Source organism: Sulfitobacter sp. HGT1 (genome assembly GCF_013282155.1).
Classification (GTDB): Bacteria; Pseudomonadota; Alphaproteobacteria; order Rhodobacterales; family Rhodobacteraceae; genus Sulfitobacter.
This window is the reverse complement of the sequence record NZ_BLWI01000002.1, coordinates 96,835-120,063: the sequence shown is the minus strand read 5'-3', so window position 1 is coordinate 120,063 and position 23,229 is coordinate 96,835. Positions and strand designations below refer to the sequence as shown.

The window sequence follows — 23,229 nt, the reverse complement described above, 5'->3', positions numbered from 1 at the left end:
CGGAGGCCAGCCATGTCGATTTTTCCCCGCACGTTGTTCACAAACGAGCATGACCAGTTTCGCGACATGGTCCGCCGCTATTGCGAGGAAAAGGTAAAACCGCGTCTTGCCGAATGGGGCGAAAACCAGCGGGTTCCAAAAGCCGACTGGCAACAGGCCGGTGCCCTTGGCCTGTTGAACGCCTGGCTGGCCGAGGAATATGGCGGCATCGGCCAAGGCATCCTGTTCGACATCATTGTTGCCGAAGAACTGGGCCGCATCGGGGCGACCGGGCCGGGGTTTTCGCTGCATTCGCTGATTGTGACGCCTTACATCAACAATCATGGCAGCGACGAGTTGAAATCGCGCGTGCTGCCCAAGATGGTGACGGGCGACATTATCGGTGCAGTCGCGATGACGGAACCGGGAACCGGCAGCGATCTCGCCGCCATCAAGACCCGTGCCGAACCCCATGGCAACGGCTGGAAGATCAACGGGCAAAAGACCTTTATCACCAACGGGCAAAACGCCGATATCGTGGTGACGGCCTGCATCACCGACCCCGACAAGGGGGCCAAGGGCATTTCCCTTTTTGCGATTGAGCGCGACATGGAAGGGTTCAGCAGGGGCCGTAATCTGCGCAAGATCGGGCAGCACGGCAACGACACGGCTGAATTGTTCTTTGAGGATGTGTTCGTGCCCGCGGAAAACCTGATCGGTCAGGAGAATAGGGGATTTAGCTATTTGATGCAGGAACTGGCGCAGGAACGGTTGCTGATTTCTGTACAATGTCAGGCCCGCGCCGAGGGTATCTTTGACCTGACCGTGGACTACGTCAAAGAACGCAAAGCCTTTGGCAAACGTATCTTGGATTTTCAGAACACCCGTTTTGCACTGGCTGCGGTCAAGGCCGAGCTCATGGCGGGGCGCGCGTTTTGCGACGCGTTGATCCAGCTGCGGATCGACGGCAAGCTGGACCCGGTTCAGGCATCGGCGGGGAAATTGCACCATTCGGAACTGTTGGGACGGGTTGTGGACCAGTGTCTGCAACTGTTCGGCGGCTACGGATATATGGAGGAATACCCCATCGCGCAGGCCTATGTGGATGCGCGGGTCGAGCGTATTTATGCCGGTACATCAGAGATCATGAAAGAGATTATCGGCAGGTCACTTGACGCAGACCGGGCCTGAAAACGCTGCGCTGTCGCCGGGGGCGGGGCCGTCTTGAGCGCGCTGACCCGGTCAGTTGATGGCCCTAAATGGCGTGACGAGGTCTGGGCGGCGATTCGTCCAAAATAAGGCGTTTGGGTCCCGATCGTGAACAAACAGTGCTAATTTTTGGGCATTGGTTCCAATGTGGCTTGAACATATCGTGATGAAGCCGCCGCAGGGCCCCGCATCCAAGCTTTTTGTCCGGTGTTTCCATAAATGACACAATGAACCGGCTGTTTTCCCCAATTTGCTAATTTTCTCTTAATATGTGGGGGTTTCACGGGGGAGGCCGCAAAGCGTGTTTCAGGGCTATTGAAACAATAAACACGCGAGGGTTGATGTTACCCTTCCGGCACACTCTCTACCTATGATTTTATGACAATTTGCACTTAACCGTTATGGTATTTTTCCCTTCCAGCAACCTCTTGGCAAGGATATAAAGTAAAGGCCCAACTGGGGGGCAAAGTCTAAAGGTCACGGGGGCGGCCGCATTGAACGCGTACTTTTGTGTACGGGATAGATGTGTTCGCCATGCTGCTAAGCTGTCGAATGTTACATTGGCATAATTTGTGCCGTGTTAAGTCGCTTGCGACTTGTCTTCCCTTCAGAAGGGCCGAAGTTCACTGCGGGTCGTCGTTTGACCGCTGGAGTGCGCCTTGGGTTCATTGCGTTTGCTGCAATCTTGCAGCCCGTTCGGTTGACGGGTGGAGGAGAAGAAGATGATGACCAGATTTGAAAAAGTCGAGATGCTGAAAGCACCGATTGTACAAGCCGGAACCGACCACGGTCTGACCGGCGGCCCTGCCTGTGCATCTTCGTCTAATCACCCCATTCGCGTTAAAACGAAACCACATGTTTTTCCCATGAGCCTTGTCCACGGCACATATATTGCCCGTCTGTTTGCACGATTGCACCCAGTTGATTTGTTTAACCCATTAACCAGCGGCGGTGGAAGTTTTCCACGGTCGCGGCACGAAATTAAAGGCGGCGCACGGCGCGGCTTGAGCTGAATACGCTTCGCCCGGTGACCGGGCCTATCACAGATACGAGGCGGACAGCTCAGTCCTAGCGCGCCCAACCAGACTTTGGAGACGACCAAATGACACTTTTTCTTGGCAGCCTGATTGATCTTTGTTTCGGCACAAAGACAAGCTCGACACCAACACCACCCCCTACTGGCAAGGATGGTATCGTTGATGGTTCCGGCAATAATGATCTGATCAACTTGGCCTACACGGGCGACCCCGACGGGGACCGCGTGGATGCGAACGACGCCGTCTTTGGAAATGTCGGATCGAACGACGATATCATTCTGGCGCGCGGCGGGAACGACACGGTTCTGGCTGGCGAAGGCAATGACTCCGTCTTTGGCGGGTCGGGTGACGACAGCATTCTGGGTCAAGACGGCAATGACGTGTTGTTTGGTGACGGGGGTGTGTCCAACCTGGAAGATGCGGCACGCGAAAGCTTTGAATGGTCGAAAGCGCCCGACCCAAGCGGCAACGGCACCTCCATCGACGAAGATGACAACCTCAAGGCGGGCTTTGTGCAAAACACAGGCACCGTGAATGTGACATTCGAGCTGAAGACCTATTCGCCCTATAACTACGCCACCCAAGAATACACCTACGACCAGCAGAACGTATCGGGCATTGTCGGGGACGGCAGTGCAATCAATCAACACAGTGCGTTTGAGACATTGGCAAATAATTCGGGCAAAACAGCCTTTGAATTGCGCTTTGATCAGGCTGTTGGGAATGTGTCGTTCAATATCAACGATATCGACAATGGCGGCCAGGTCAAAGTGCTCGCCTATGATGCGGCTGGCAATCTGATCGATGTCGATCTGACCGGTGGTTCGGGCGTTCAGCTGATCGATTCAGATGGCTTGTTCGGTGTCGACACTGCCAAAAGCCTGGGCGGTGACGAAGCGGCAACCGGCTCGAAATACTCGGTAAACGTATCCATCGAAGGCCCGGTTTCGCGGATCGAATTCATTCACACCGCGACCACCTCCAGCAACTCTGGCGTCAACGTCACGGATGTCTATTTCGACAACCCGGCCTCGTTGATCCTGGATGACGGCACCTTTGGTGACGACACGATTTCGGGTGGCGAAGGTGACGATGTGATCTTTGGCGACAGCGGCAGCCAGACGGCGACCGTCCGCGAGAACTTTGAATGGGAAGGCGTCAGCGGTGCCCAAATCGACAGCGGTTTCACCCAGGATACCGGCAACGTCACCGTTACCTATGCGCGCACTGTTGATTCCGGCAGCCACGAGTCGGACGCAGGAACAGTCCTGCTGAACACCGACGGCATTGTCTCGAACGGTGATCCGGTTGATGACAACAGCTCGCTCCAGTCGATCACAAACGGCTATGGCAACACCGGCGAATTCAGCTGGGACTTCTCGACAGCCGTGACGAACGTTTCGTTCAACGTCAACGATATAGACACCGATGGTGTGGTCAAGATCACCGCATTCGATGTGGACGGTAACCCGATTACCGTAAACCTGACCGGTGGCTCCGGCCTGACATTGCGCGACACCGATCTGGTGGCGGGCGCTGATACGGCTGACAGCAATGGCGGCGACGGTGCCGTAAACTCGGGCACATATAACCTGAATGTCGACATTCCCGGCCCGGTAAGCCGCATTGTTCTGACGCATACGCAGGATGGCTATACCAACTCCGGCATCAACGTGACCGAGATGTACTATGACGCACTAACAGGCGAAGTCGGTGCAGGTGACGAGGGCGGCGACGACGTCATCATGGGCGATGCCGGCAATGACACCATCTTTGGCGAAGGCGGCAACGACTCCATCGAAGGGGGCTCCGGCACCGACTATATCGAAGGCAACAACGGCGATGACACCATCGCGGGCGGCACGGGCAATGACACCATTTATGGGGACAATAACGCCGCAGGTTCCCCCACGCCAACCGGCGAAACCGTGCGCGAAAGCTTTGAATGGGACAAGGCTCCCGATCCAAGCGACAGCACCGCCGTTGATAACAACGACAACCTGTCCGGCGGCTTCACCCAGGACACCGGCAACGTAGATGTCGCATTCTCGGTCACCAATGCGTACAAAACACCTGAAACAACATTCTCGACCGACCAGCAAAAGGTCCATTCGATCACCGGCGATGCCGAGGCGACCAACCCCTACAGCTCGCTGGCATCGCTTGCCAACGAAGACGGAGAACGCGCGACCTACAAGCTTGATTTCTCCAAGGATGTGACCAACGTCAGTTTCCGCATCAACGACATCGACAACGCATCGAAAGTCGTGATCGTAGCCGTTGGCCCCGATGGCACACGCACGCCGATCGACGTATCCACCGGCGGTGGCATCACGGCGCAGAACCTCGATGGCATCGGTGGCAATGAAACCCTGATCAGCACCGGCGGGGAGGGGGCCGATACCGATCCGACCTACTCCGCCTTGGTGAACATCGCAGGTCCGGTTGATTACCTCGAGATCACCCACACAATGGTGCAAACCCTGTCCCCGGGCAATCTGGCCGCGATCAACATCACCGATGTCTATTTCGACGCGCCTGTTGATGCATCTGTTGGCGGCGCGGGCTTTGGCAACGACTCCCTTATGGGCGACGAAGGCGAAGATTTCATTGACGGCGGCGCTGGCAATGACACGATCGAAGGGGGTGCCGATAACGACACGCTGATTGGTGGCGATGACCGTGATTTGCTGACCGGCGGCGAAGGTGCCGACGTCATCAGCGGTGGTGCGGATCAGGATACGATCATCGGCGGCACGGCCGGCGATGTCGTTGACGGCGGCGCGGGCGGCTTTAACCCCGATGCATTGATCAACACCGATACGGATACGCTGGATCTGCGCAGCGTGAACTTCCGCCTGACCGACCTGACCCCTGACAGCAACGGCAACGGCCAGAACGGCACGGTTAACCTGTTTGATAGCGCGGGTAACCCTGCGGGATCCTTCACCTTTACCGAAATCGAAATCATCCTTGGCACTCCCTATGTCGGTCCGGTCGACGGGTTGGAAACGGGCGAGGTGATGAACCCCGGCTATACCGACGCGCAGGGTGACCAGATTGACGGCACCGACGGGGATAATGACACGATCTTTGGCAATGGTGGCGACGACACGATCAACAGCGGCAACGGCGATGACACCGTTGACGGCGGATCGGGCGACGATACGTTTGTTCTGACCGACGGTCTGGACAGCGACGTGATTGTGGGCGGCGAACTGGGCGAGACCGGTGGCGATACCATCGACAGCACCGGCATCAACGACAACCTGACCGTGGTTCTGACCGCGCCGGAAACCGGCACGATCACCGATGGCGTTGACACGACTTCCTTCGAGGAAATCGAGAACATCGCCCTTGGCGGCGGCAATGACACGGTCACCGGCTCTGACGGCGGCGACAACATCAGCACCGGCGGCGGCGACGACAGCGTTGCAGCGGGCGGTGGCAATGACACCATCGCAGGCGAAGGCGGCAATGACATCCTCGACGGCGGCGCGGGCGACGACCTGCTGGACGGCGGCGATGGCAATGACAGCATCGACGGCGGGATCGGCAATGACACCCTGTCGGGCGGCGCGGGCAACGACACCATCAATGGTGGCGACGGGGCCGACAGCATCAATGCAGGCGACGATGCCGACACGATCACGGGCGGTGCCGGTCAAGACACCATCGACGGCGGCGCGGGCGATGACAACATTGCCGCAGGCGACGACGCGGATGTGGTGATCGGCTCCACCGGCAGCGACACCATCGACGGTGGCGCGGGCACGGATAGCTATGACGCGGACGGCTCCCTGCCGGCCGAGCGGATCATCGTCAACGTGGATGACAGCGGCAACGGCACGGTCGAAAAGGTCGTCGACGGCACCACAGATACGGTGACCAGCGTCGAGAATTTCGTGGCCGGCGAACAGCTTGAGCCTGACGTGATCACCCTGACCACGGCGATCAACGCAGGCGATATCCCCACGGATATCATCGGGTTGGACGACAATTCGGTCGGGACCGTGACGGCGCTTGACGGCACCGTGACGGCCTTTGGTCCGGGCGAGGATTACCTGCTCAGCGATATTCTAAGTTATACCTCGCCGGACGGCATTCTGCCCGCAGTGGCACCGCTTGGTGACTTCAAAATCACCGCCGGTGACGAAGCAGGCCAGGTCGGCGACATCACCTTCGAGAACTTCGAAGAGATCAACTTTACCATTGTGAATGATGGCACGATCATCGGTCCGGTTGACGGGTTGGAAACGGGCGAGGTGATGAACCCCGGCTATACCGACGCGCAGGGCGACCAGATTGACGGCACCGACGGGGATAATGACACGATCTTTGGCAATGGTGGCGACGACACGATCAACAGCGGCAACGGCGATGACACCGTTGACGGCGGATCGGGCGACGATACGTTTGTTCTGACCGACGGTCTGGACAGCGACGTGATCGCGGGCGGCGAGCTGGGCGAGACCGGTGGCGATACCATCGACAGCACCGGCATCAACGACAACCTGACCGTGGTTCTGAGCGCACCGGAAACCGGCACGATCACCGATGGCGTTGACACGACTTCCTTCGAGGAAATCGAGAACATCGCCCTTGGCGGCGGCAATGACACGGTCACCGGCTCTGACGGCGGCGACAACATCAGCACCGGCGGCGGCGACGACAGCGTTGCAGCGGGCGGTGGCAATGACACCATCGCAGGCGAAGGCGGCAATGACATCCTCGACGGCGGCGCGGGCGACGACCTGCTGGACGGCGGCGATGGCAATGACAGCCTGGATGGTGGCGATGGCAACGACGTTATCTCGGGTGATGAGCCGGGTGTTGCCGGGGTGCCGGATGCCGATCTGCCTTTGATCTCGGAACCATTCGATCAGGATCCGAACCCGAATGACAACAAAGACACGATCAACGGGGGGGCCGGCAACGACACCATCGACGGTGGTGACGATGCGGATGTGATCGACGGTGGTATCGGTGACGATGTCATCGAAGGCGGGATCGACGACGATACCATCACCGGTGGCGAGGGCGACGATATCATCACAGATATCCAAGGCTCGGACAGCATCTTTGGCAACGATGGCAACGACTCCATCATTGCCGGTGTCGATACGTTCTCGGATTATCCGAACGACCAGCAGTTCATCACGAACCCGCTGACCGGCGCGACAATCCCGAACCCGTTCTTTGGCACAGGTGATCCGAACCCGGACGACAGCCGCGACTATGTCGATGGTGGTGCGGGCAATGACACCATCCGTACTGGCGATGATGCCGACACGATCTTTGGCGGGACGGGCCACGATTCAATCAACGCCGGTATTGACGACGACTTTGTAAGCGGTGGTGACGGCAACGACAGCATCATCGGCAGCCATGGCTCCGATACGTTGCGCGGCAATGACGGCAACGACACGATCTGGGGTGGCTTCGGTCCTGAAACCATTGCAGGTGTCGATGGTGATATCATTGACGCGCTGGATCCACAGCCGAACAACGGCAAGGATCTGATCGAAGGCGGTGCCGGCGACGACGTTCTGTACGGTGAAGACGATGACGACACCATCTTTGGTGGTGCCGACAACGACTATATCGACGGCGGGATCGACGATGACAGCCTTGATGGCGGTATCGGCAATGACACCATTCTGGGGGGGCAGGGCGATGATACCATCCTCGGCGCACAAGGCGATGATGTCATTGACGGCGGCGTTGGCAACGACTCCATCTTTGCGGGCAATGATCACGACAGCGTCCTGGGCGGCGACGGCAACGACACCATTGACGGTGGTCAGGGCAACGACACCATCGACGGCGGCACCGGAGACGACTCTATCACGGGCGGCTTTGGCGAAGACAGCATCCGTGGTGGTGACGGCAACGACACGATCTTTGCGGCTGGCGACAATGACACCGTAGACGGTGGCGACGGTGACGACAGCATCAGCGGTGTACGCGGTGATGACAATCTTTTCGGCGGCGAAGGTAACGATACCATCGACGGCGGCGAAGATAACGACGCGGTGTCCGGCGGGGCCGGCAACGACAGCCTGCTGGGTGGCTTTGGCAATGACGAATTGCTGGGCGGCTCTGGCGACGACACCATCAGCGGTGGCGGCGACAACGACACCATTCGCGGCGGGGCCGGCAATGACAGCATGCGCGGCGATGACGGGCAGGATACCTTCCTTGATGTCAACGGCGGCGACACCATCGACGGTGGCAGCGGGTCTGACCCAAGCGACTTTGACGTCATCGACCTTACCGGTTCGTTGAACGGCGGCGGGTATCGTCTTGAAAACATCACCCCGGATAATGACCCCGGTGATACGATTGACGGTGACAGCCCCAATGACGGTTTCGACGGGACGATTGTCTTTACGGACGCCGCCGGGAACGACACAGGCCGGTTGGACTTTACCAACATCGAAAGCATCGTCCCTTGCTTTACGCCGGGCACGTTGATTGCGACGGCAAAAGGCCAGGTCCGCGTCGAAGATCTGCAACCGGGCGATCGGGTTATCACCCGCGACAACGGTTTGCAGGAAATCGCGTGGGTCGGTCAGAAATCGTTGACGCAAAAAGACTTTATCGCACGGCCAGAGCTGAAGCCGGTTCTGATCAAGGCAGGGTCTTTGGGTGAAAACATGCCAGAGCGTGATATAATGGTATCGCCGAACCACCGGATGCTGATCGCGGATAAAGGAGCGTCGATGTATTTCGACGAGCCGGAAGTTCTCGCAGCCGCCAAGCACTTTGTTGGCAAGGACGGGATCTGTCACGTTGATGTATCCCAGACGAGCTACATCCACTTTATGTTCGAGCGTCACGAAGTCGTGCTGTCGGATGGAACGTGGACGGAAAGCTTCTATCCGGGTGACTATACCATCGGCGGCCTTGGGGCAGAGCAGCGCGATGAAATCCTCGCACTCTTCCCAGAGCTTGAGACAGAGGTCGGCATGAAGGGCTACCGGACGGCACGTGCAACGCTCAAGAAGTACGAAGCCAAACTGCTTCTGCGTTAATTCAGGTTTTGGAGCCCGCTGGGAGGCGGGCTCCAAGGCAGCTACAGTTGATTGATGGGGCATCGGTGGGGAGCCGTTCCTGACAAACCGTCAGGCGAAATCAATCAATCCGAAACATAAACCACGCTGATACAATCAGAAGGCCGTTTCATCGGGGCGCAGAGTGCAGTTCTGCGCCCCGATTTTTGTGCATATGCATTTATTTTTCGATGTTTGCGCAAACATTCTTGCTTCTGCGTATGAACGATTTACCCTAGAGCTTCGGGTCGTCCTATGCGCCGCAAACTGCGAGGGCCTAAGCGCGATCACTCTGGGAGGAGAAAATATGACGGAAAATAAAAACCTTAACCGGCGGTCGTTTCTGACAAAATCCGCCGTTGCCGGTGGCGCTGCTGCTGGTGGTATGCTGGCTGCACCTGCCGTTCTTGCGCAAGCGCCGCTTGTGATCAAGATGCAGACATCTTGGAATGACGCCAACATCTGGCAGGACTTTGCCCGCGATTATGCGTCGCGCGTCGAGGAAATGTCGGGCGGCCGCGTCAAGGTAGACGTGTTGCCAGCCGGTGCTGTTGTTGCCGCGTTCCAGGTTCTGGATGCTGTGAACGACGGTCTGATTGATGCCGCGCACTCGGTTCCTGTTTACTGGTACGGCAAAAACAAAGCCGCGTCCCTGTTCGGCACGGGCCCTGTTTTCGGCGGTTCCGCAACGACCATGCTGTCGTGGTTCTATGAAGGTGGCGGTCAGGCGCTGTATAATGAACTGACGCAGGATATCATGGGTCTCGACGTTGTTGGCTACATGGGCTTCCCGATGTTCGCGCAGCCCTTTGGCTGGTTCAAAGAAGAAGTGAACACCGTTGCCGACTTGCAGGGCTTCAAATATCGCACAGTTGGCCTTGCGGCTGACCTGATGGCCAAGCTTGGCATGTCCGTGGCGCAGTTACCCGGCGGTGAAATCGTGCCTGCGATGGAACGTGGCGTGATTGACGCGTTCGAATTCAACAACCCGTCGTCGGATAAAGACTTTGGCGCGCAGGACGTTGCCAAGAACTACTATCTGTCCTCGTACCACCAGGCATCCGAAAGCTTCGAATTCCTGTTCTCCAAGACCTTCTTGGAAGATCTGGACCCCGACATTCAGGCGATCCTGAAATACGGTGTCGAAGCGGTGTCGACGGCAAACACAGCCAAGGCGATGAACCGGTACTCTGCGGATCTGCAATTCTTGCAGAACGATGCAGGCGTGAACGTACGCCGCACCTCCAAAGAAATCCTCGATGCGCAGCTCAAGGCATGGGACGAACTGATTCCAGAACTGGAAACAGATCCGTTCATGAAGAAATGCCTGGACAGCCAGCGTGACTGGGTCAGCCGTGTCTCGTACTACGAACTGATGAACGCGCCTGATTACGGGTTGGCTTACGAGCACTACTTCCCCGGCAAGATCAAACTTTGACCGCTAAGGTCTGAGTGGCGAAACGAACCTCGGCATTCTTTATGCCGGGGTTTTTATGCGAGGTAAGGGAGTATCATGTTATCAATTATTCGGTTCGCCGATAACCTCTCCGCTTGGTTTGGCAAATCATTTGCCTGGCTCATTTTGCTGATGTCGATTGGCACCGGTTACGAAGTGTTCGTGCGCTACGTCATGAACAACCCGACCGCATGGGCGCTGGATGTGTCGTTTATCATGTATGGAACGCTGTTCATGATGGGCGGGGCCTATACGCTGTCTCGGGGTGGGCATGTACGGGGCGATTTCCTGTACCGGCTTTTGCAGCCCAAGACCCAAGGCAAAATCGACATTGTCTTGTACATCGTGTTCTTCTTTCCCGGCGTTATCGCGTTGATCCTGGCCGGCTGGAAATATGCCGCCCGGTCGTGGCAATATGGCGAAGTGTCGGTCAACAGCCCCGCAGGCGTGCCGATCTACCAGTTCAAAGCGGTGATCGTAGCGGCGGGTATCTTGCTGTTTATTCAGGGCATTGGACAAGTATGCCGCTGCATCATCGCAATCAGAGACAACTATTGGGTAGAGGCCGACGAAGATGTTTTCGAGACCGAAGACCTTTTGATGCAAGAAGCCAATAAGGCCGAGAAAGACCATATCACATGACCGATCCGCATATTGCCCTGATGATGTTGGGCCTGTTCATCATCTTTGTTTTCCTAGGCTTCCCGATTGCATTCACGCTCATGGCGATGGGCATCGGCTTTGGCTATTACGCCTATTTCGATGCACGCCGCATGTGGCGCAGCTTTGACCGATTAGATGAAACCGCGGGGCAGTGGGACCAATGGTCAACCTGGTTCGAGGGGTTATTTAACAACCGAATATTCGATTTATTCGTGAACCAGACCTTTACGGTGATGTCGAACGAAGTTCTGACCGCCGTGCCGTTGTTCTTGTTCATGGGCTATATCGTCGAGCGGTCCAACATCGTTGACCGTCTGTTCACCACCTTGAACGTCGCGTCCAAAAACGTTCCCGGCTCCATGGGTGTTGCGGCGCTGATCACTTGCGCCTTGTTCGCGACGGCCACGGGGATCGTGGGGGCGGTTGTGACTTTGATGGGCTTGCTGGCGCTGCCTGCGATGCTCAAGGCGCGCTATGATCCGTCTTTTGCGGCGGGCATCATCTGTGCGGGTGGTACCTTGGGTATTCTGATCCCGCCGTCGATCATGCTGATCGTTTATGCGGCCGCGACCAACGTCTCTATCGTGCGGCTTTATGCGGCGGCATTGCTGCCCGGCCTGACACTGGTGGGCCTGTATCTGGTCTATATCGTCGGTCGGTCGCTGATCCAGCCATCTTCGGCACCCCGACCCACTGACGACGAAGTGCCAGACATGCCGATGGGCAAACTGGTTTGGATGATCATCACTTCCTTTGTGCCGCTCGCCTTCCTGATCTTTGCGGTGCTGGGGTCCATCCTGTTCGGCCTTGCCACCCCGACCGAAGCGGCATCAATCGGCGCATTGGGCGGTATCTTTCTGGCCTTTATCTACCGCGCGATGACGTGGCAGCGGATGCGTGAAAGCGTCTATCTGACTCTGCGTACAACGGCGATGGTTTGCTGGTTGTTTGTCGGTTCCTATACCTTCTCGGCGGTGTTCTCGTATCTTGGCGGGGAACATGTGATTTCCGAGTTCGTTCAGGGCATGGACCTCACACCCATCCAGTTCCTGATCCTTGCACAGCTGATCATCTTCTTGCTGGGCTGGCCGCTGGAATGGTCCGAGATCATCATCATCTTCGTGCCGATCTTTCTGCCGCTTCTGGCCGTGTTCGGGATCGACCCGTTGTTCTTTGGGATATTGGTGGCGCTTAACCTGCAAACCAGTTTCCTGACGCCGCCCATGGCCATGTCGGCCTATTACCTCAAGGGGATCGCGCCGCCCGAACTCCGGTTGACGCAGATTTTCGCGGGGGTCATGCCGTTCCTGTTCTGCGTGATCCTGTCGATGGTGCTGATGTATATCTTCCCGTCGATCGTGTTCTATTTGCCGGAAATGTTCTATGGTAAATAAGGCCCAGCAATCGGATCGCACAGTGGCGTCACCCAGCGTGACGCTCCTGCGCGACCGTCTGGCATCCGGTGCGCTGGATGCCAGCGTCCTTGTCGAAAGCTATATCGCGCGGATCGAGGTCCGCGAGGCCGAGGTCGGCGCGTGGGCGTGGTTTGACGCCGATTTCGTTCGGGCGCAGGCCAAAACGCTGGATGCCCAACGCCGCGCGGGGCTGCCCTTGGGCCGTCTGCACGGGCTTCCGGTGGGGTTGAAAGACGTCATTGATACCCTGCGCATTCCGACTGAAAACGGCTGCGCGGGCGATGCGGGGCGGGTGCCTTTGCGCGACGCCTTTATCGTTGAACGCCTCAAGAAAGAGGGCGCGATCATCATGGGCAAGACGGTCACGACCGAACTTGCCTTCATGCATCCGGGCAAAACCGCCAACCCGCATAATCTGGCCCATACGCCGGGCGGGTCGTCGCAAGGGTCTGCCGCTGCTGTCGCTGATGGCATGGTGCCACTGGCGATTGGCACGCAAACCGGCGGGTCCGTGATACGACCTGCATCCTTTTGCGGCGTAACCGGGTACAAGCCGACATTCGGGGCGATCCCGCGGCGCGGGGTGCTGACCCAGTCGCCAACGCTGGACACCATCGGTGTTTTCGCCAGCGATCCGGCTGGTGCTGCCTTGCTGGCCGAAGTGCTGTTCGGCCATGATATCGACGACCCCGCAACCACGCTTGCCCCCACACCCGCGCTGCACGCCGCCGCCACATCCAAGCCACCGCTGGCACCTGTGTTCGGTTTCGTGCGCCCGCCCGGTTGGGAAGAAAGCGCAGAACCACAGCTGAAAGAAGCGTTCAACGAATTGATCGAAGCGCTTGGTGATCAGGCATTCGAATTGCCGCTGCCCTCGGTTTTCCAATCGGCGGCAGACCAGCGCAAGCTGATCAACTTTGCCGAAATGGCCTATCACTATTACCCCTATGCCCGCGACATGGGTGATACGCTGGGACAAGTGACCCGCGATGCGATTGCAGAAGGAAACGCGGTGCTTGCCCGCGATTACCAGTCGGCCTGCGATATGCCAAAGGTGCTGAACGCGGCCTTGGGCGAATTGCTGACCCGCTGCGATGCGTTGATCTGCCCGTCGGCAACCGGGCCAGCCCCGCTGGGTCTGGACACAACCGGCGATCCGATTTTCAACGGTCTGTGGACCTTTTGCGGCACACCTTGCATCAGCCTGCCGCTGCTCACCTCGCAAGAGGGGCTGCCGATGGGCGTCCAGCTGGTCGGGGAGCGTGGCAATGACGCGCGACTGATGCGCACCGCGCAATGGCTTTTCGACTGGGCCGATGGCGCAACACAATAAGGAATGACATGATATGAACCGCTTCCTCGCTCTTTTCGCCTTTGTCACGATCACTGTCTTCCTGCTGATTTTGGCGGTCAAGGTCCCCAGTCCGGACCTGGTGATCATCATCGTCGTGACCCTAGGGTTCGTGGCCTATGACTTTGCCACCTCAAGCAAAAACAAACGGGATTAACCATATGACCAAGCCGGTGATCTGGATCACACGCAGCCTTTCGGCGGCGACGCTCAACCGTGCGCGCCGCGATTACGAGGTTATCTGGGACCCTGCCGATGCACCGGGCAGCGCCGAAGATATCATCGCGATGAGCGCCAAGGTCGACGGGATCATCCCGTGCCATTCCGAACATTTCAGCGCGGATGTCGTGGCCCGTCTTGACCCGCGGCTTCGCATCGTCGCGAACCATTCTGTCGGCGTGGATCATTGCGATCTGCCCGCGCTGCGCGCCAAGGGGATCACGGTCACCAACACGCCCGGCGTACTGTCGGATGCCACCGCCGAACTGGCGATGATGCTGATGCTGGGGGCCGCACGTCATGCGGTTGCCGGCGACCGCACGGTGCGGTCCGGCGCATGGGATTTCTGGTCGCCCGCCTTTCTGGTGGGCAAGCAGGTCACCGGCGCACGGCTGGGGATTATCGGCATGGGCGGCGTGGGCCGCGCTTTTGCCCGCAAGGCGCGCGGGTTCGATATGGAAATCCACTATCACAACCGCAGCCGCCTGTCCGAGGCAGACGAGGCAGGGGCCACCTATCACGAAAACCTTGATGATCTGTTGGCGGTGTCCGATTTCCTGTCGCTGCATTGCCCTGCCACGCCTGAAACGACCGGATTGATGAACACCGACCGCCTTGCGAAACTACCGCAGGGATGTGTGATCGTGAACACCGCACGGGGCAATCTGATCGACGAAGCGGCGCTGCTGCAAGCCGTCGAATCCGGCCATGTCGGGGCGGCGGGTCTGGATTGTTTCGTCACTGAACCCGGCGGCAATCCGGCATTTGCGCAGCACGAGAACATCATGATGATGCCCCATGTCGGCAGTGCCACTGTCAAGACGCGCGATGCGATGGGGTTCAAGGCGCTGGATAATCTGGATGCGTTTTTTCGCGGTGACACGCCACCGGACAAGCTGTGATCAACAAACCGTCAGGGGCGGGCAGGCAGCACCCTAGCTGTTGAAATTCGCCATCAACTGATGGAATTTTTCGCCCTGAACGGCCACGTGGTTGCGCAATACTGTCGCGACCTTTTCTGCGTCTTCAGCCTCAAGCGCCTCTACGATCTGGCGGTGTTCGGCCATAGACTGCCCCATGCGGCCGCGAAACCGCAGTTGCATTTTGCGGTAGGCGCGCAGCTTGTTCTGCAACCGCAAGGCTTGTTTTTCCAGATACCCGTTCGCTGACCCGCGATAGATGATCTGGTGGAACTTCTCGTTCTCGGCATAGTATTGCGCGTGGTCATTCTGGGTGATCGCCTCTTGGCAGCGGGCGTTTGCCTCGGCCAGTTGTTGCAATCCCTGCTCTGTCATTCTTGATGCGGCCAGCCGCCCGCAGGACGCTTCCAGCTCGGCCATCATCTCGAACATCTCCATCAGCTCGACGGGGCCGGGCTGGCGCACGAAAACGCCACGGCGCGGAATCTGTTCGGCGATTCCGGCGGCAACAAGCACCTGAAGCGCCTCGCGGACGGGGGTACGTGACACACAAAACTGTTCGGCAAGTTTCACTTCGTCCAGACGTTCGCCGTCGCGATATTTACCTGCAAACACAAGCTGTTCCAGTGTTTCGGCGATCTTGTCTGCGCGTCTGATTTCCATGGGTGCTTTGTAACAGCAGGCGAAAAACAATGCAATATGGAAGAAATTGTATACAAGAAATTTGACTTGGAATGCAAAACGTGGAAAGCATGACATCGTAGAACCGGGGCGTTTGACCTTGGTCACATTCTGGGAGGAATATATGAAATTTACTGCACTCAAGGCAGCCGCGACGCTTGCCTGTTTTACGCTTGGTTCGGCCGCTCATGCTGAAACCCTGCGTCTGTCCCACCAATGGTCGAACGCCGATGTGCGCAATCAGGTCGCACAGATCGTTGCTGATGGTGTCAAGGCGGCGGATGTGGATCTGGAGATCCAGATTTTCGGATCAAAGTCGCTGTTCAAGCCGCGCGAACAATACCGCCCCCTCAGCAGCGGGCAGCTGGATATGACCGTTCTGCCGCTAAGCTATGCGGGTGGACAACAGCCTGCGTTTAACCTGACGTTGATGCCCGGTCTGGTGAAAAACCACGATCACGCCGCCCGCCTGAGCGCCTCGCCCTTCATGGCCGCGCTCGAAGAGAAAATGGCCGATGACGATGTCATGGTTCTGGTTCACGGCTATCTGGCTGGCGGTTTTGTCGGCAAAGACAAATGCATCACCAAGCCCGAAGATGTACAGGGCCTGCAAACCCGCGCGGCGGGCAAGGCGTTTGAACAAATGCTGGCCGGGGCAGGGGCGTCCATCGCCTCGATGGCCTCGTCCGAGATTTACAACGCCATGCAAACCGGCGTTTTGACAGCGGCCAACACGTCGTCGTCTTCCTTCGTGTCCTACCGGATTTACGAACAGGTGTCGTGCTATACCCCTGCGGGCGATGTGGCGTTGTGGTTCATGTACCAGCCATTGTTGATGAACAAATCCAAGTTCGAGAGCCTGACAGAACCGCAGCAAAAGGCATTGCTGGATGCATCGGCCAAAGCGCAGGCCTTCTATCTGGAAGAAGCCAAAAAGCAGGATGCAGAATCCGAGCAGGTGTTCCGTGATGCGGGCGTAGAGATTGCGCAGATGACACAGGCCGACTTTGACGCATGGCGTGCCCTGGCGCAGGAAACATCGTACAAAGCGTTCGTGGCAGATGTGCCGGACGGTCAAGCGTTGCTCGATATGGCGTTCGCGGTCGAATAAACTTCTCAAGGAAGGCTGCACATTTGCGGCCTTCCTTGCACATCTCAAATTCTCAAACTTCTAAGGATGGTGTTATGGCGGGCCAAAGCTCGGCCGTCGCTGCGCGGACAGGGGATAATCTGTTCTTGCGTGTTGTGGCTGCTCTTTCAACGGTTGCAGGTTGGTGTTCGGCGGCGATGATCGTCGCTGCGGTGGGCATTACCTGTCAGATGATCTTTATCCGTTTTGTGCTGAACGGATCGACCGTCTGGCAAACCGAGGCGGTGATCTATCTGGCCATTGCGTCAACGCTGGTCGGTCTGCCCTATGTGCAGCGTTTGCGCGGGCATGTGAATGTCGATCTGGTCCCGCTGTCGATGGGGCCGCGTGCGCGCTATTTCATGGCGATTTTCACCTTGTCGCTGTCCACCGTCATGGTCGCGATCATGCTGTGGCACGGCTATGAATTCTGGCATCTGGCGTTTGAACGCAACTGGAAATCCGACACCATCTGGGGGGTCCGTTTGTGGATACCCTATGCCGCGCTGCCCATCGGATTTGCGCTGTTTTTATTGCAACTGATTGCCGACCTGATCGCGGTTATCCTGAAAATTGATAAGCCGTTCGGCTTGGAGGACAGCTAATGGATCCGCTTACACTTGGTGCGTTTGTCGCCTTTAGCACGATTATCGTTCTGTTTTCCGGTGTGTCTGTAGCCCTTGGCCTGCTGATCGTGTCGACCGGATTTCTGATGATCTTTGACGGGATGCGGTCGCTTGAACTGCTGCCCGAAATCCTGTTCGGCAAGCTGGACAACTTTGCGCTTTTGTCGATCCCGATGTTTATCATCATGGGCTCGTCCATTGCCTCCACACGCGCAGGGGCCGACCTGTACGAGGCGCTTGAACGCTGGCTGACCCGCGTGCCGGGCGGGCTGGTGATTTCGAACCTCGGGGCCTGTGCACTGTTTGCCGCGATGTCCGGGTCCAGCCCCGCAACCTGTGCCGCGATTGGCAAGATGGGCATCCCCGAGATGCGCAAACGCGGCTATCCCGACGGTGTGGCGGCCGGATCTATTGCGGCAGGGGGCACCTTGGGCATTCTGATCCCGCCCTCGGTCACGATGATCGTTTATGGCATTGCCACGGAAACCTCGATCGGGCGGCTGTTTCTGGCGGGGGTGATCCCGGGTCTGATGTTGGTGGCGCTGTTCATGGCGTGGTCGCTTTATTCCACCTGGAAGTCCGGGAACCGTGAATTGCTGGCGACGGGCAACTATACGTGGAAGGAAAAGTTCGAGATCCTGCCGCGCGTCCTGCCGTTTCTGTTTATCATTCTGGGGGTGCTTTACGCGATGTATGGCGGTGTTGCGACACCGTCTGAAACCGCCGCCGTGGGCGCGCTTTTGTGCCTGCTGATCGCGATGGTGATCTATAAGCTGTGGAACCCGCGTGACCTGTGGGTCGTGCTGCGCGACAGCACCAAGGAAAGCGTGATGATCCTGTTCATCATCGCCGCTGCCGGGGTGTTTTCCTATATGCTCTCAAGCCTTTACATCACGCAATCCATCGCCACCTGGATCGGCACTCTGGATGTGAACCCTTGGGTGTTGATGGGCTTTGTCAACGTATTCTTGCTGATTGCGGGCTTCTTTTTGCCTCCGGTCGCGGTGATATTGATGGCGGCACCGATCTTGTTGCCGATCATCACTACGGCGGGGTTTGATCCGATCTGGTTCGCGGTGGTGTTGACCATCAACATGGAAATCGGGCTGATTTCCCCGCCTGTCGGGCTGAACCTCTATGTGATCAACGGCATTGCGCCTGACATCTCGCTCAAGACCATTTTGATGGGGTCCTTGCCCTTTGTGGCCTGCATGGTGCTGGCGATCATCTTGCTCTGCGTCTTTCCCGGCCTTGCCACATGGTTGCCGGACGCGGTGATGGGGGCGGCGGTATGAGCTTTATCGCGGGCCTTTTCGCGTCGGTGTTTGAACGCAGCCATCGCAAGGCCATCAAGGACGAGGTCGAAGGCCATACAACGGCCGATCTGTGTCTCAAGCTGTTGGGCAGCCAGGGCGAAGTGTCGGGCAGCACCTTGGCCCGCCTGATCCTTGACCGCTACGGCGCGATGGATGCCGCCGAGAAGCTGGCGTTTTTCGAATTCATGACCCACGGTCTTGAGATCGACGCGCAGGCGGTCACCGAAACGCTCAAGACCTACAAAGACGCCCCGTCCAAGCAAAGCTACCGCGCCTTTGCCAGCGCCTGCGAACCGCGCCGTCAGGAATTGACCCGGCGCTTGAATCAGGTGCCGGGCGGCACGGGGCAGTTGGTGGCCATGCGCAAGGATTTGCTGGGATTGCTGCGCGATCACCCGTTGCTGGAACCGCTTGATGTCGATCTTCAACATCTGTTTGCCTCGTGGTTCAACCGTGGCTTTCTGGTGCTGCGCCCGATCAACTGGTCCAGCCCTGCGCAAATTCTGGAAAAGATCATCGCCTACGAGGCCGTGCACGCCATCGACAGCTGGGATGACCTGCGCCGTCGGGTGCAGCCCGCTGACAGACGGTGTTTCGGTTTTTTCCACCCTGCAATGCAGGACGAGCCGCTGATTTTCGTCGAAGTCGCGCTGACCAAAGGCACCCCGAATTCGGTCCAGAACCTGCTGGCAAACGGGCGCAACGCGATCAGCGCCGATGACGCGGATACTGCGGTGTTCTATTCGATTTCGAACTGTCAGGCCGGGCTTGCAGGCATTTCCTTTGGCAATTCGCTGATCAAACAGGTGGCAGCGGATTTGTCGCGCGACCTGCCGGGGCTCAAGACATTTGTCACCTTGTCGCCTATTCCGGGACTGAACAAATGGCTGGCCGCGACCGACACCGTGATCCCGCAAGATGCGGATCAAACGGCGGTGGCCGCCCATTACCTGCTCGAGGCAAAGCGCCCCGATGGCACCCCCCTTGACCCTGTTGCGCGGTTCCATCTGGGCAATGGTGCCATGGTACACGCAGTTCACGCAGGTGCGGATGTGTCGCCAAACGGTATGAAGCAGTCGAATGGCGCGATGGTCAACTATCTGTACGATCTGTCGCAGATATCAAAAAACCACGAACAATTCGTGAGTGAAAAAACGGTTGTTGCATCCGCAGACGTCCGCGCGCTAAGCGCCACCATAATGTCTGAAGCATAGGAATTTGAAAAATGGCTAATCCGCTTTTTGATAGTCTTTTTGGGAAACACGCTGGCAAGTCGCAGGTGTTTTTGCACCTGCCGGACGGGCAGACCATCACCTATGCCGACTTCCTGCGCATGGCCGCGCAATACGCCGGTGCCTTGACCAAATTCGGCCTTGTCCCCGGTGACCGTCTGGCCGTGCAAATCGCCAAATCCCCGCAAGCCCTGGCCGTCTATGCCGCCTGTGCGCAAGCCGGCGTTATCTTTTTGCCGCTCAACACGGCCTACACCCCCGAAGAGGTGTCGTATTTCGTTGAAAACAGCGGTGCGCGGTTGGTGCTGTGCGATCAGTCCAAACACGCAGGCATGGTCCCCGTGGCCAAGGCCTGCGGTGCGGAACTGGCGACGATGAATGCGGACGGGTCGGGCACATTTGCCGATGTGGCAGCCACCATGCCCGACAGCTTTGCCACCGTTGACCGCAGCCTGGATGATCTGGCGGCGTTTTTGTACACTTCGGGCACCACCGGCCGTTCCAAAGGGGCGATGCTGACCCAAGGCAACCTGCTGTCGAATGCGCAAACCTTGGTGGCCGAATGGCAATTCACACAAGACGATGTTTTGCTGCATGCCCTACCGATCTTTCACACCCACGGCCTGTTTGTGGCGTCGAACATCACCTTGCTTGCGGGCGGCCAGATGATCTTTCTGCCCGCCTTTAACGTCGATCAGATCATTGAACATCTGCCCAAAGCGACGACGCTGATGGGCGTGCCGACCTTTTACACGCGGTTGCTGGGCGACAAGCGGTTCACCAAGGAACTGGTGGCGCATATGCGGTTGTTCGTTTCCGGCAGCGCACCGCTTTTGGCCGAAACCCATGTGCAGTTTGAAAAGCTGACCGGCCTGCGCATCCTTGAACGCTATGGCATGACCGAAACCAACATGAACACCTCCAACCCCTATGCGGGCGAACGGCGGGCGGGCACTGTCGGCTTTCCATTGCCGGGGGTGGAGCTGAAGATCACCGACAGCAAGACCGGTGAAACCTTGCCCCAGGGCGAGATCGGCGAGATCGAAGTCCGTGGGCCAAACGTGTTCAAGGGCTATTGGCAGATGCCGGAAAAGACCGCCGAGGAACTGCGCCCGGACGGGTTCTTTATCACCGGCGATTTGGGGCAGATCGACGAAGACGGCTATGTCAGTATCGTCGGGCGCAACAAGGATCTGATCATTTCGGGTGGCTACAACATCTATCCCAAGGAAATCGAACTGCTGCTGGACGAGGAAGAAAACGTGCTGGAATCCGCTGTGATCGGCGTGCCGCATCCCGATTTCGGGGAAACGGTCGTCGCGATTCTGGTGCCGTCACCCGATGGCCAGCCCGATCTGGATGCGATCAAGGCACATATCGCCACCTCGCTGGCGCGGTTCAAACATCCGCAAAAGATGATCGTGATGCCCGAACTGCCCCGCAACACCATGGGCAAAGTGCAGAAAAAAGCGCTGCGAGACCAGTTCAAGGACTTGTTTACAGGCTGATACAGTCGCGGCGCGCAGGTCACGGCTTGCCTTGATCCCGTGCGCCGCTATTTGACCTCTCATGGATCCAAAGACGCTTTCCCCCGCCCATATCGACGACATCGTGCAGATGGCGCTGTCTGACCATGTCAGCTTTGCCGATATCAAAGGCGAATACGGCTTGGGCGACAAACAGGTAAAGGCGCTGATGCGCGAGAGCCTGAAGCCCGGCAGCTACCGGTCGTGGCGCAAACGGGTGCGGGCCTTTGGCGACCGTCGGGAACAGTATAAATAGGCGGCTGTTAGCGGGCGTCCACCAAGATCTCGACCAGTTCTGACTGTGACAGGGCAAAGGGGTTTCCCTTCATCGACGACGCCCCGGCCGAAGCCTGCGCGATGTCGTTCAGATCGGCCTTGATCACGCCCATTTCTGCCAGCCCCCGCAGGCCCATCTTGCGCGACCATGCTTTCAACTGCGCCAGCCCCGCACCATCAGTGCCGTCGCCGAACTGAAGGTCGATCTGCACCAAAACCCAGATCAGGCGGCGGTGAAGCTCTGTCCCGGCCTCTGCCTTGCGCATATGGGAGGCCAGAACCGCCGGTAAAAGCGCGCCGCAAATTTCGCCATGGGGCGCGTTGGTTCTGCCGCCGATCACACCGGCAAAACCATGCACAGCCCCCAGACCGGCATTGGCCAGCGCCAGCCCGCCCCAAGTGCTGACCCGCGCCATGTCATCCCAAGCAGCGGGCGCATCGTTTTCGACCAACTCCCTGATCGCGCCAAGGCCGGTGGGGATGGCCGACAGGCACAGGGCATCGGTCATCGGGTTTGCCTTGATCGAAAGATAGGGTTCGATGACTTGGGTAATGGCATCGAGCCCCGCCGCAAGCGCAACGCGGCGCGGGGCCCCTTGCATCAAACCGGCATCGACGATGGCAATGTCGGGGATCATCCTCTGGTCGCGCAGGCTGACCTTGATACCCTGTTCGGGCACCGAAATCACCGCGTTCTTGGTGACCTCTGCGCCGGTGCCAGCGGTGGTGGGCAGCGCGATCATTGGCAGCGGGGCGTGGTCAAGCGGGCGTCCGGTTCCCACGACCTCCAGATAGTCTTGCGGCGGGGCAGAGCAGGGGATCAGTGCCGCCAGTGCCTTGCCAAAATCAATCACCGCGCCGCCGCCCAAGGCGATAACGACATCAGGGGAAAACCCTTTGAGGTCGGCCAAGGCCCCTTCGATATCGGGCAGGCTGGGTTCGGTTTTGCAGGCAAGGGTCCGCACCGTCAGTCCGGTCTGTTTGCACCTGTCGATCAGCCATTTTGCCCGCCGCACGGTCGCCCCGTGCACCAACAGCACGTTGCCCCCGAAGGTTTTTGCCAAATCGGGGGTTTGCGCGCTTTGACCCCGGCCAAAGTGGATCGCTTGGGGGCTGAAGAATGAAAACATGCGAAAGAT

At 58.2% G+C, this 23,229-nt stretch carries 17 protein-coding genes; 15 read left to right on the top strand and 2 right to left on the bottom strand.

Features of this window, described 5'->3' with window-relative positions:
* The first annotated feature begins 12 nt into the window (after nt 1–12).
* From HGT1_RS02665 to HGT1_RS02620, 9 genes are all read left to right on the top strand, one after another.
* Nucleotides 13–1,170: an acyl-CoA dehydrogenase family protein gene (locus HGT1_RS02665; protein WP_176248440.1), complete on the top strand. Its 1,158-nt coding sequence runs from the start codon at nt 13–15 to the stop codon at nt 1,168–1,170.
* Between the two features lie 740 nt (nt 1,171–1,910).
* Nucleotides 1,911–2,201, top strand: coding sequence for a hypothetical protein (locus tag HGT1_RS02660; protein ID WP_176248439.1), 291 nt, complete (start codon nt 1,911–1,913; stop codon nt 2,199–2,201).
* An 89-nt stretch (nt 2,202–2,290) separates the two neighbouring features.
* Nucleotides 2,291–9,262: a Hint domain-containing protein gene (locus HGT1_RS18270; RefSeq protein WP_255200073.1), complete on the top strand. Its 6,972-nt coding sequence runs from the start codon at nt 2,291–2,293 to the stop codon at nt 9,260–9,262.
* Nucleotides 9,263–9,587: 325 nt separating this feature from the next.
* Nucleotides 9,588–10,718, top strand: a complete 1,131-nt coding sequence (locus HGT1_RS02645; RefSeq protein WP_176248438.1) for a TRAP transporter substrate-binding protein — start codon at nt 9,588–9,590, stop codon at nt 10,716–10,718.
* 75 nt (nt 10,719–10,793) lie between these two features.
* On the top strand, nt 10,794–11,378 hold the full coding sequence (locus HGT1_RS02640; protein WP_176248437.1) for a TRAP transporter small permease subunit: 585 nt from the start codon (nt 10,794–10,796) through the stop codon (nt 11,376–11,378).
* The gene (locus tag HGT1_RS02635; RefSeq protein WP_176248436.1) at nt 11,375–12,793 is read left to right on the top strand and encodes a TRAP transporter large permease subunit; all 1,419 of its coding nucleotides are present in this window, start codon (nt 11,375–11,377) and stop codon (nt 12,791–12,793) included. The genes HGT1_RS02640 and HGT1_RS02635 overlap by 4 nt, the downstream gene beginning before the upstream one ends.
* Nucleotides 12,783–14,147 (top strand): amidase, encoded by a 1,365-nt coding sequence (locus HGT1_RS02630; protein ID WP_176248435.1) that lies wholly within the window; start codon nt 12,783–12,785, stop codon nt 14,145–14,147. The genes HGT1_RS02635 and HGT1_RS02630 overlap by 11 nt, the downstream gene beginning before the upstream one ends.
* A gap of 13 nt (nt 14,148–14,160) precedes the next feature.
* Nucleotides 14,161–14,322 carry a hypothetical protein gene (locus HGT1_RS02625; RefSeq protein ID WP_176248434.1) on the top strand — a complete coding sequence of 54 codons (162 nt, stop codon included), beginning with the start codon at nt 14,161–14,163 and terminating at the stop codon, nt 14,320–14,322.
* A gap of 4 nt (nt 14,323–14,326) precedes the next feature.
* Nucleotides 14,327–15,286: a D-glycerate dehydrogenase gene (locus tag HGT1_RS02620; RefSeq protein ID WP_176248433.1), complete on the top strand. Its 960-nt coding sequence runs from the start codon at nt 14,327–14,329 to the stop codon at nt 15,284–15,286.
* 33 nt (nt 15,287–15,319) lie between these two features.
* Here HGT1_RS02620 and HGT1_RS02615 read toward each other — a convergent pair whose 3' ends face one another.
* Nucleotides 15,320–15,967 (bottom strand): GntR family transcriptional regulator, encoded by a 648-nt coding sequence (locus tag HGT1_RS02615; RefSeq protein WP_176248432.1) that lies wholly within the window; start codon nt 15,965–15,967, stop codon nt 15,320–15,322.
* A 142-nt stretch (nt 15,968–16,109) separates the two neighbouring features.
* Between HGT1_RS02615 and dctP the strand changes: the two genes are divergently transcribed.
* The 6 genes from dctP to HGT1_RS02585 all read left to right on the top strand — a co-directional run bounded on the left by dctP (nt 16,110) and on the right by HGT1_RS02585 (nt 22,070).
* Nucleotides 16,110–17,096, top strand: coding sequence for a TRAP transporter substrate-binding protein DctP (dctP, locus tag HGT1_RS02610; protein WP_176248431.1), 987 nt, complete (start codon nt 16,110–16,112; stop codon nt 17,094–17,096).
* Between the two features lie 74 nt (nt 17,097–17,170).
* Nucleotides 17,171–17,719: a TRAP transporter small permease gene (locus tag HGT1_RS02605; RefSeq protein ID WP_176248430.1), complete on the top strand. Its 549-nt coding sequence runs from the start codon at nt 17,171–17,173 to the stop codon at nt 17,717–17,719.
* Nucleotides 17,719–19,035 (top strand): TRAP transporter large permease, encoded by a 1,317-nt coding sequence (locus tag HGT1_RS02600; RefSeq protein ID WP_176248429.1) that lies wholly within the window; start codon nt 17,719–17,721, stop codon nt 19,033–19,035. Before HGT1_RS02605 ends, HGT1_RS02600 begins: the two co-directional genes overlap by 1 nt.
* The gene (locus HGT1_RS02595; protein WP_176248428.1) at nt 19,032–20,270 is read left to right on the top strand and encodes a malonyl-CoA decarboxylase; all 1,239 of its coding nucleotides are present in this window, start codon (nt 19,032–19,034) and stop codon (nt 20,268–20,270) included. Before HGT1_RS02600 ends, HGT1_RS02595 begins: the two co-directional genes overlap by 4 nt.
* Nucleotides 20,271–20,281: 11 nt before the next feature.
* Nucleotides 20,282–21,796 (top strand): malonyl-CoA synthase, encoded by a 1,515-nt coding sequence (locus tag HGT1_RS02590; RefSeq protein ID WP_176248427.1) that lies wholly within the window; start codon nt 20,282–20,284, stop codon nt 21,794–21,796.
* Between the two features lie 61 nt (nt 21,797–21,857).
* Nucleotides 21,858–22,070 (top strand): DUF2805 domain-containing protein, encoded by a 213-nt coding sequence (locus tag HGT1_RS02585; protein WP_176248426.1) that lies wholly within the window; start codon nt 21,858–21,860, stop codon nt 22,068–22,070.
* 7 nt (nt 22,071–22,077) lie between these two features.
* Here HGT1_RS02585 and HGT1_RS02580 read toward each other — a convergent pair whose 3' ends face one another.
* A complete protein-coding gene (locus tag HGT1_RS02580; RefSeq protein ID WP_176248425.1) occupies nt 22,078–23,220 on the bottom strand; it encodes an iron-containing alcohol dehydrogenase in 1,143 nt (380 codons plus the stop codon).
* Nucleotides 23,221–23,229 lie beyond the last annotated feature (9 nt).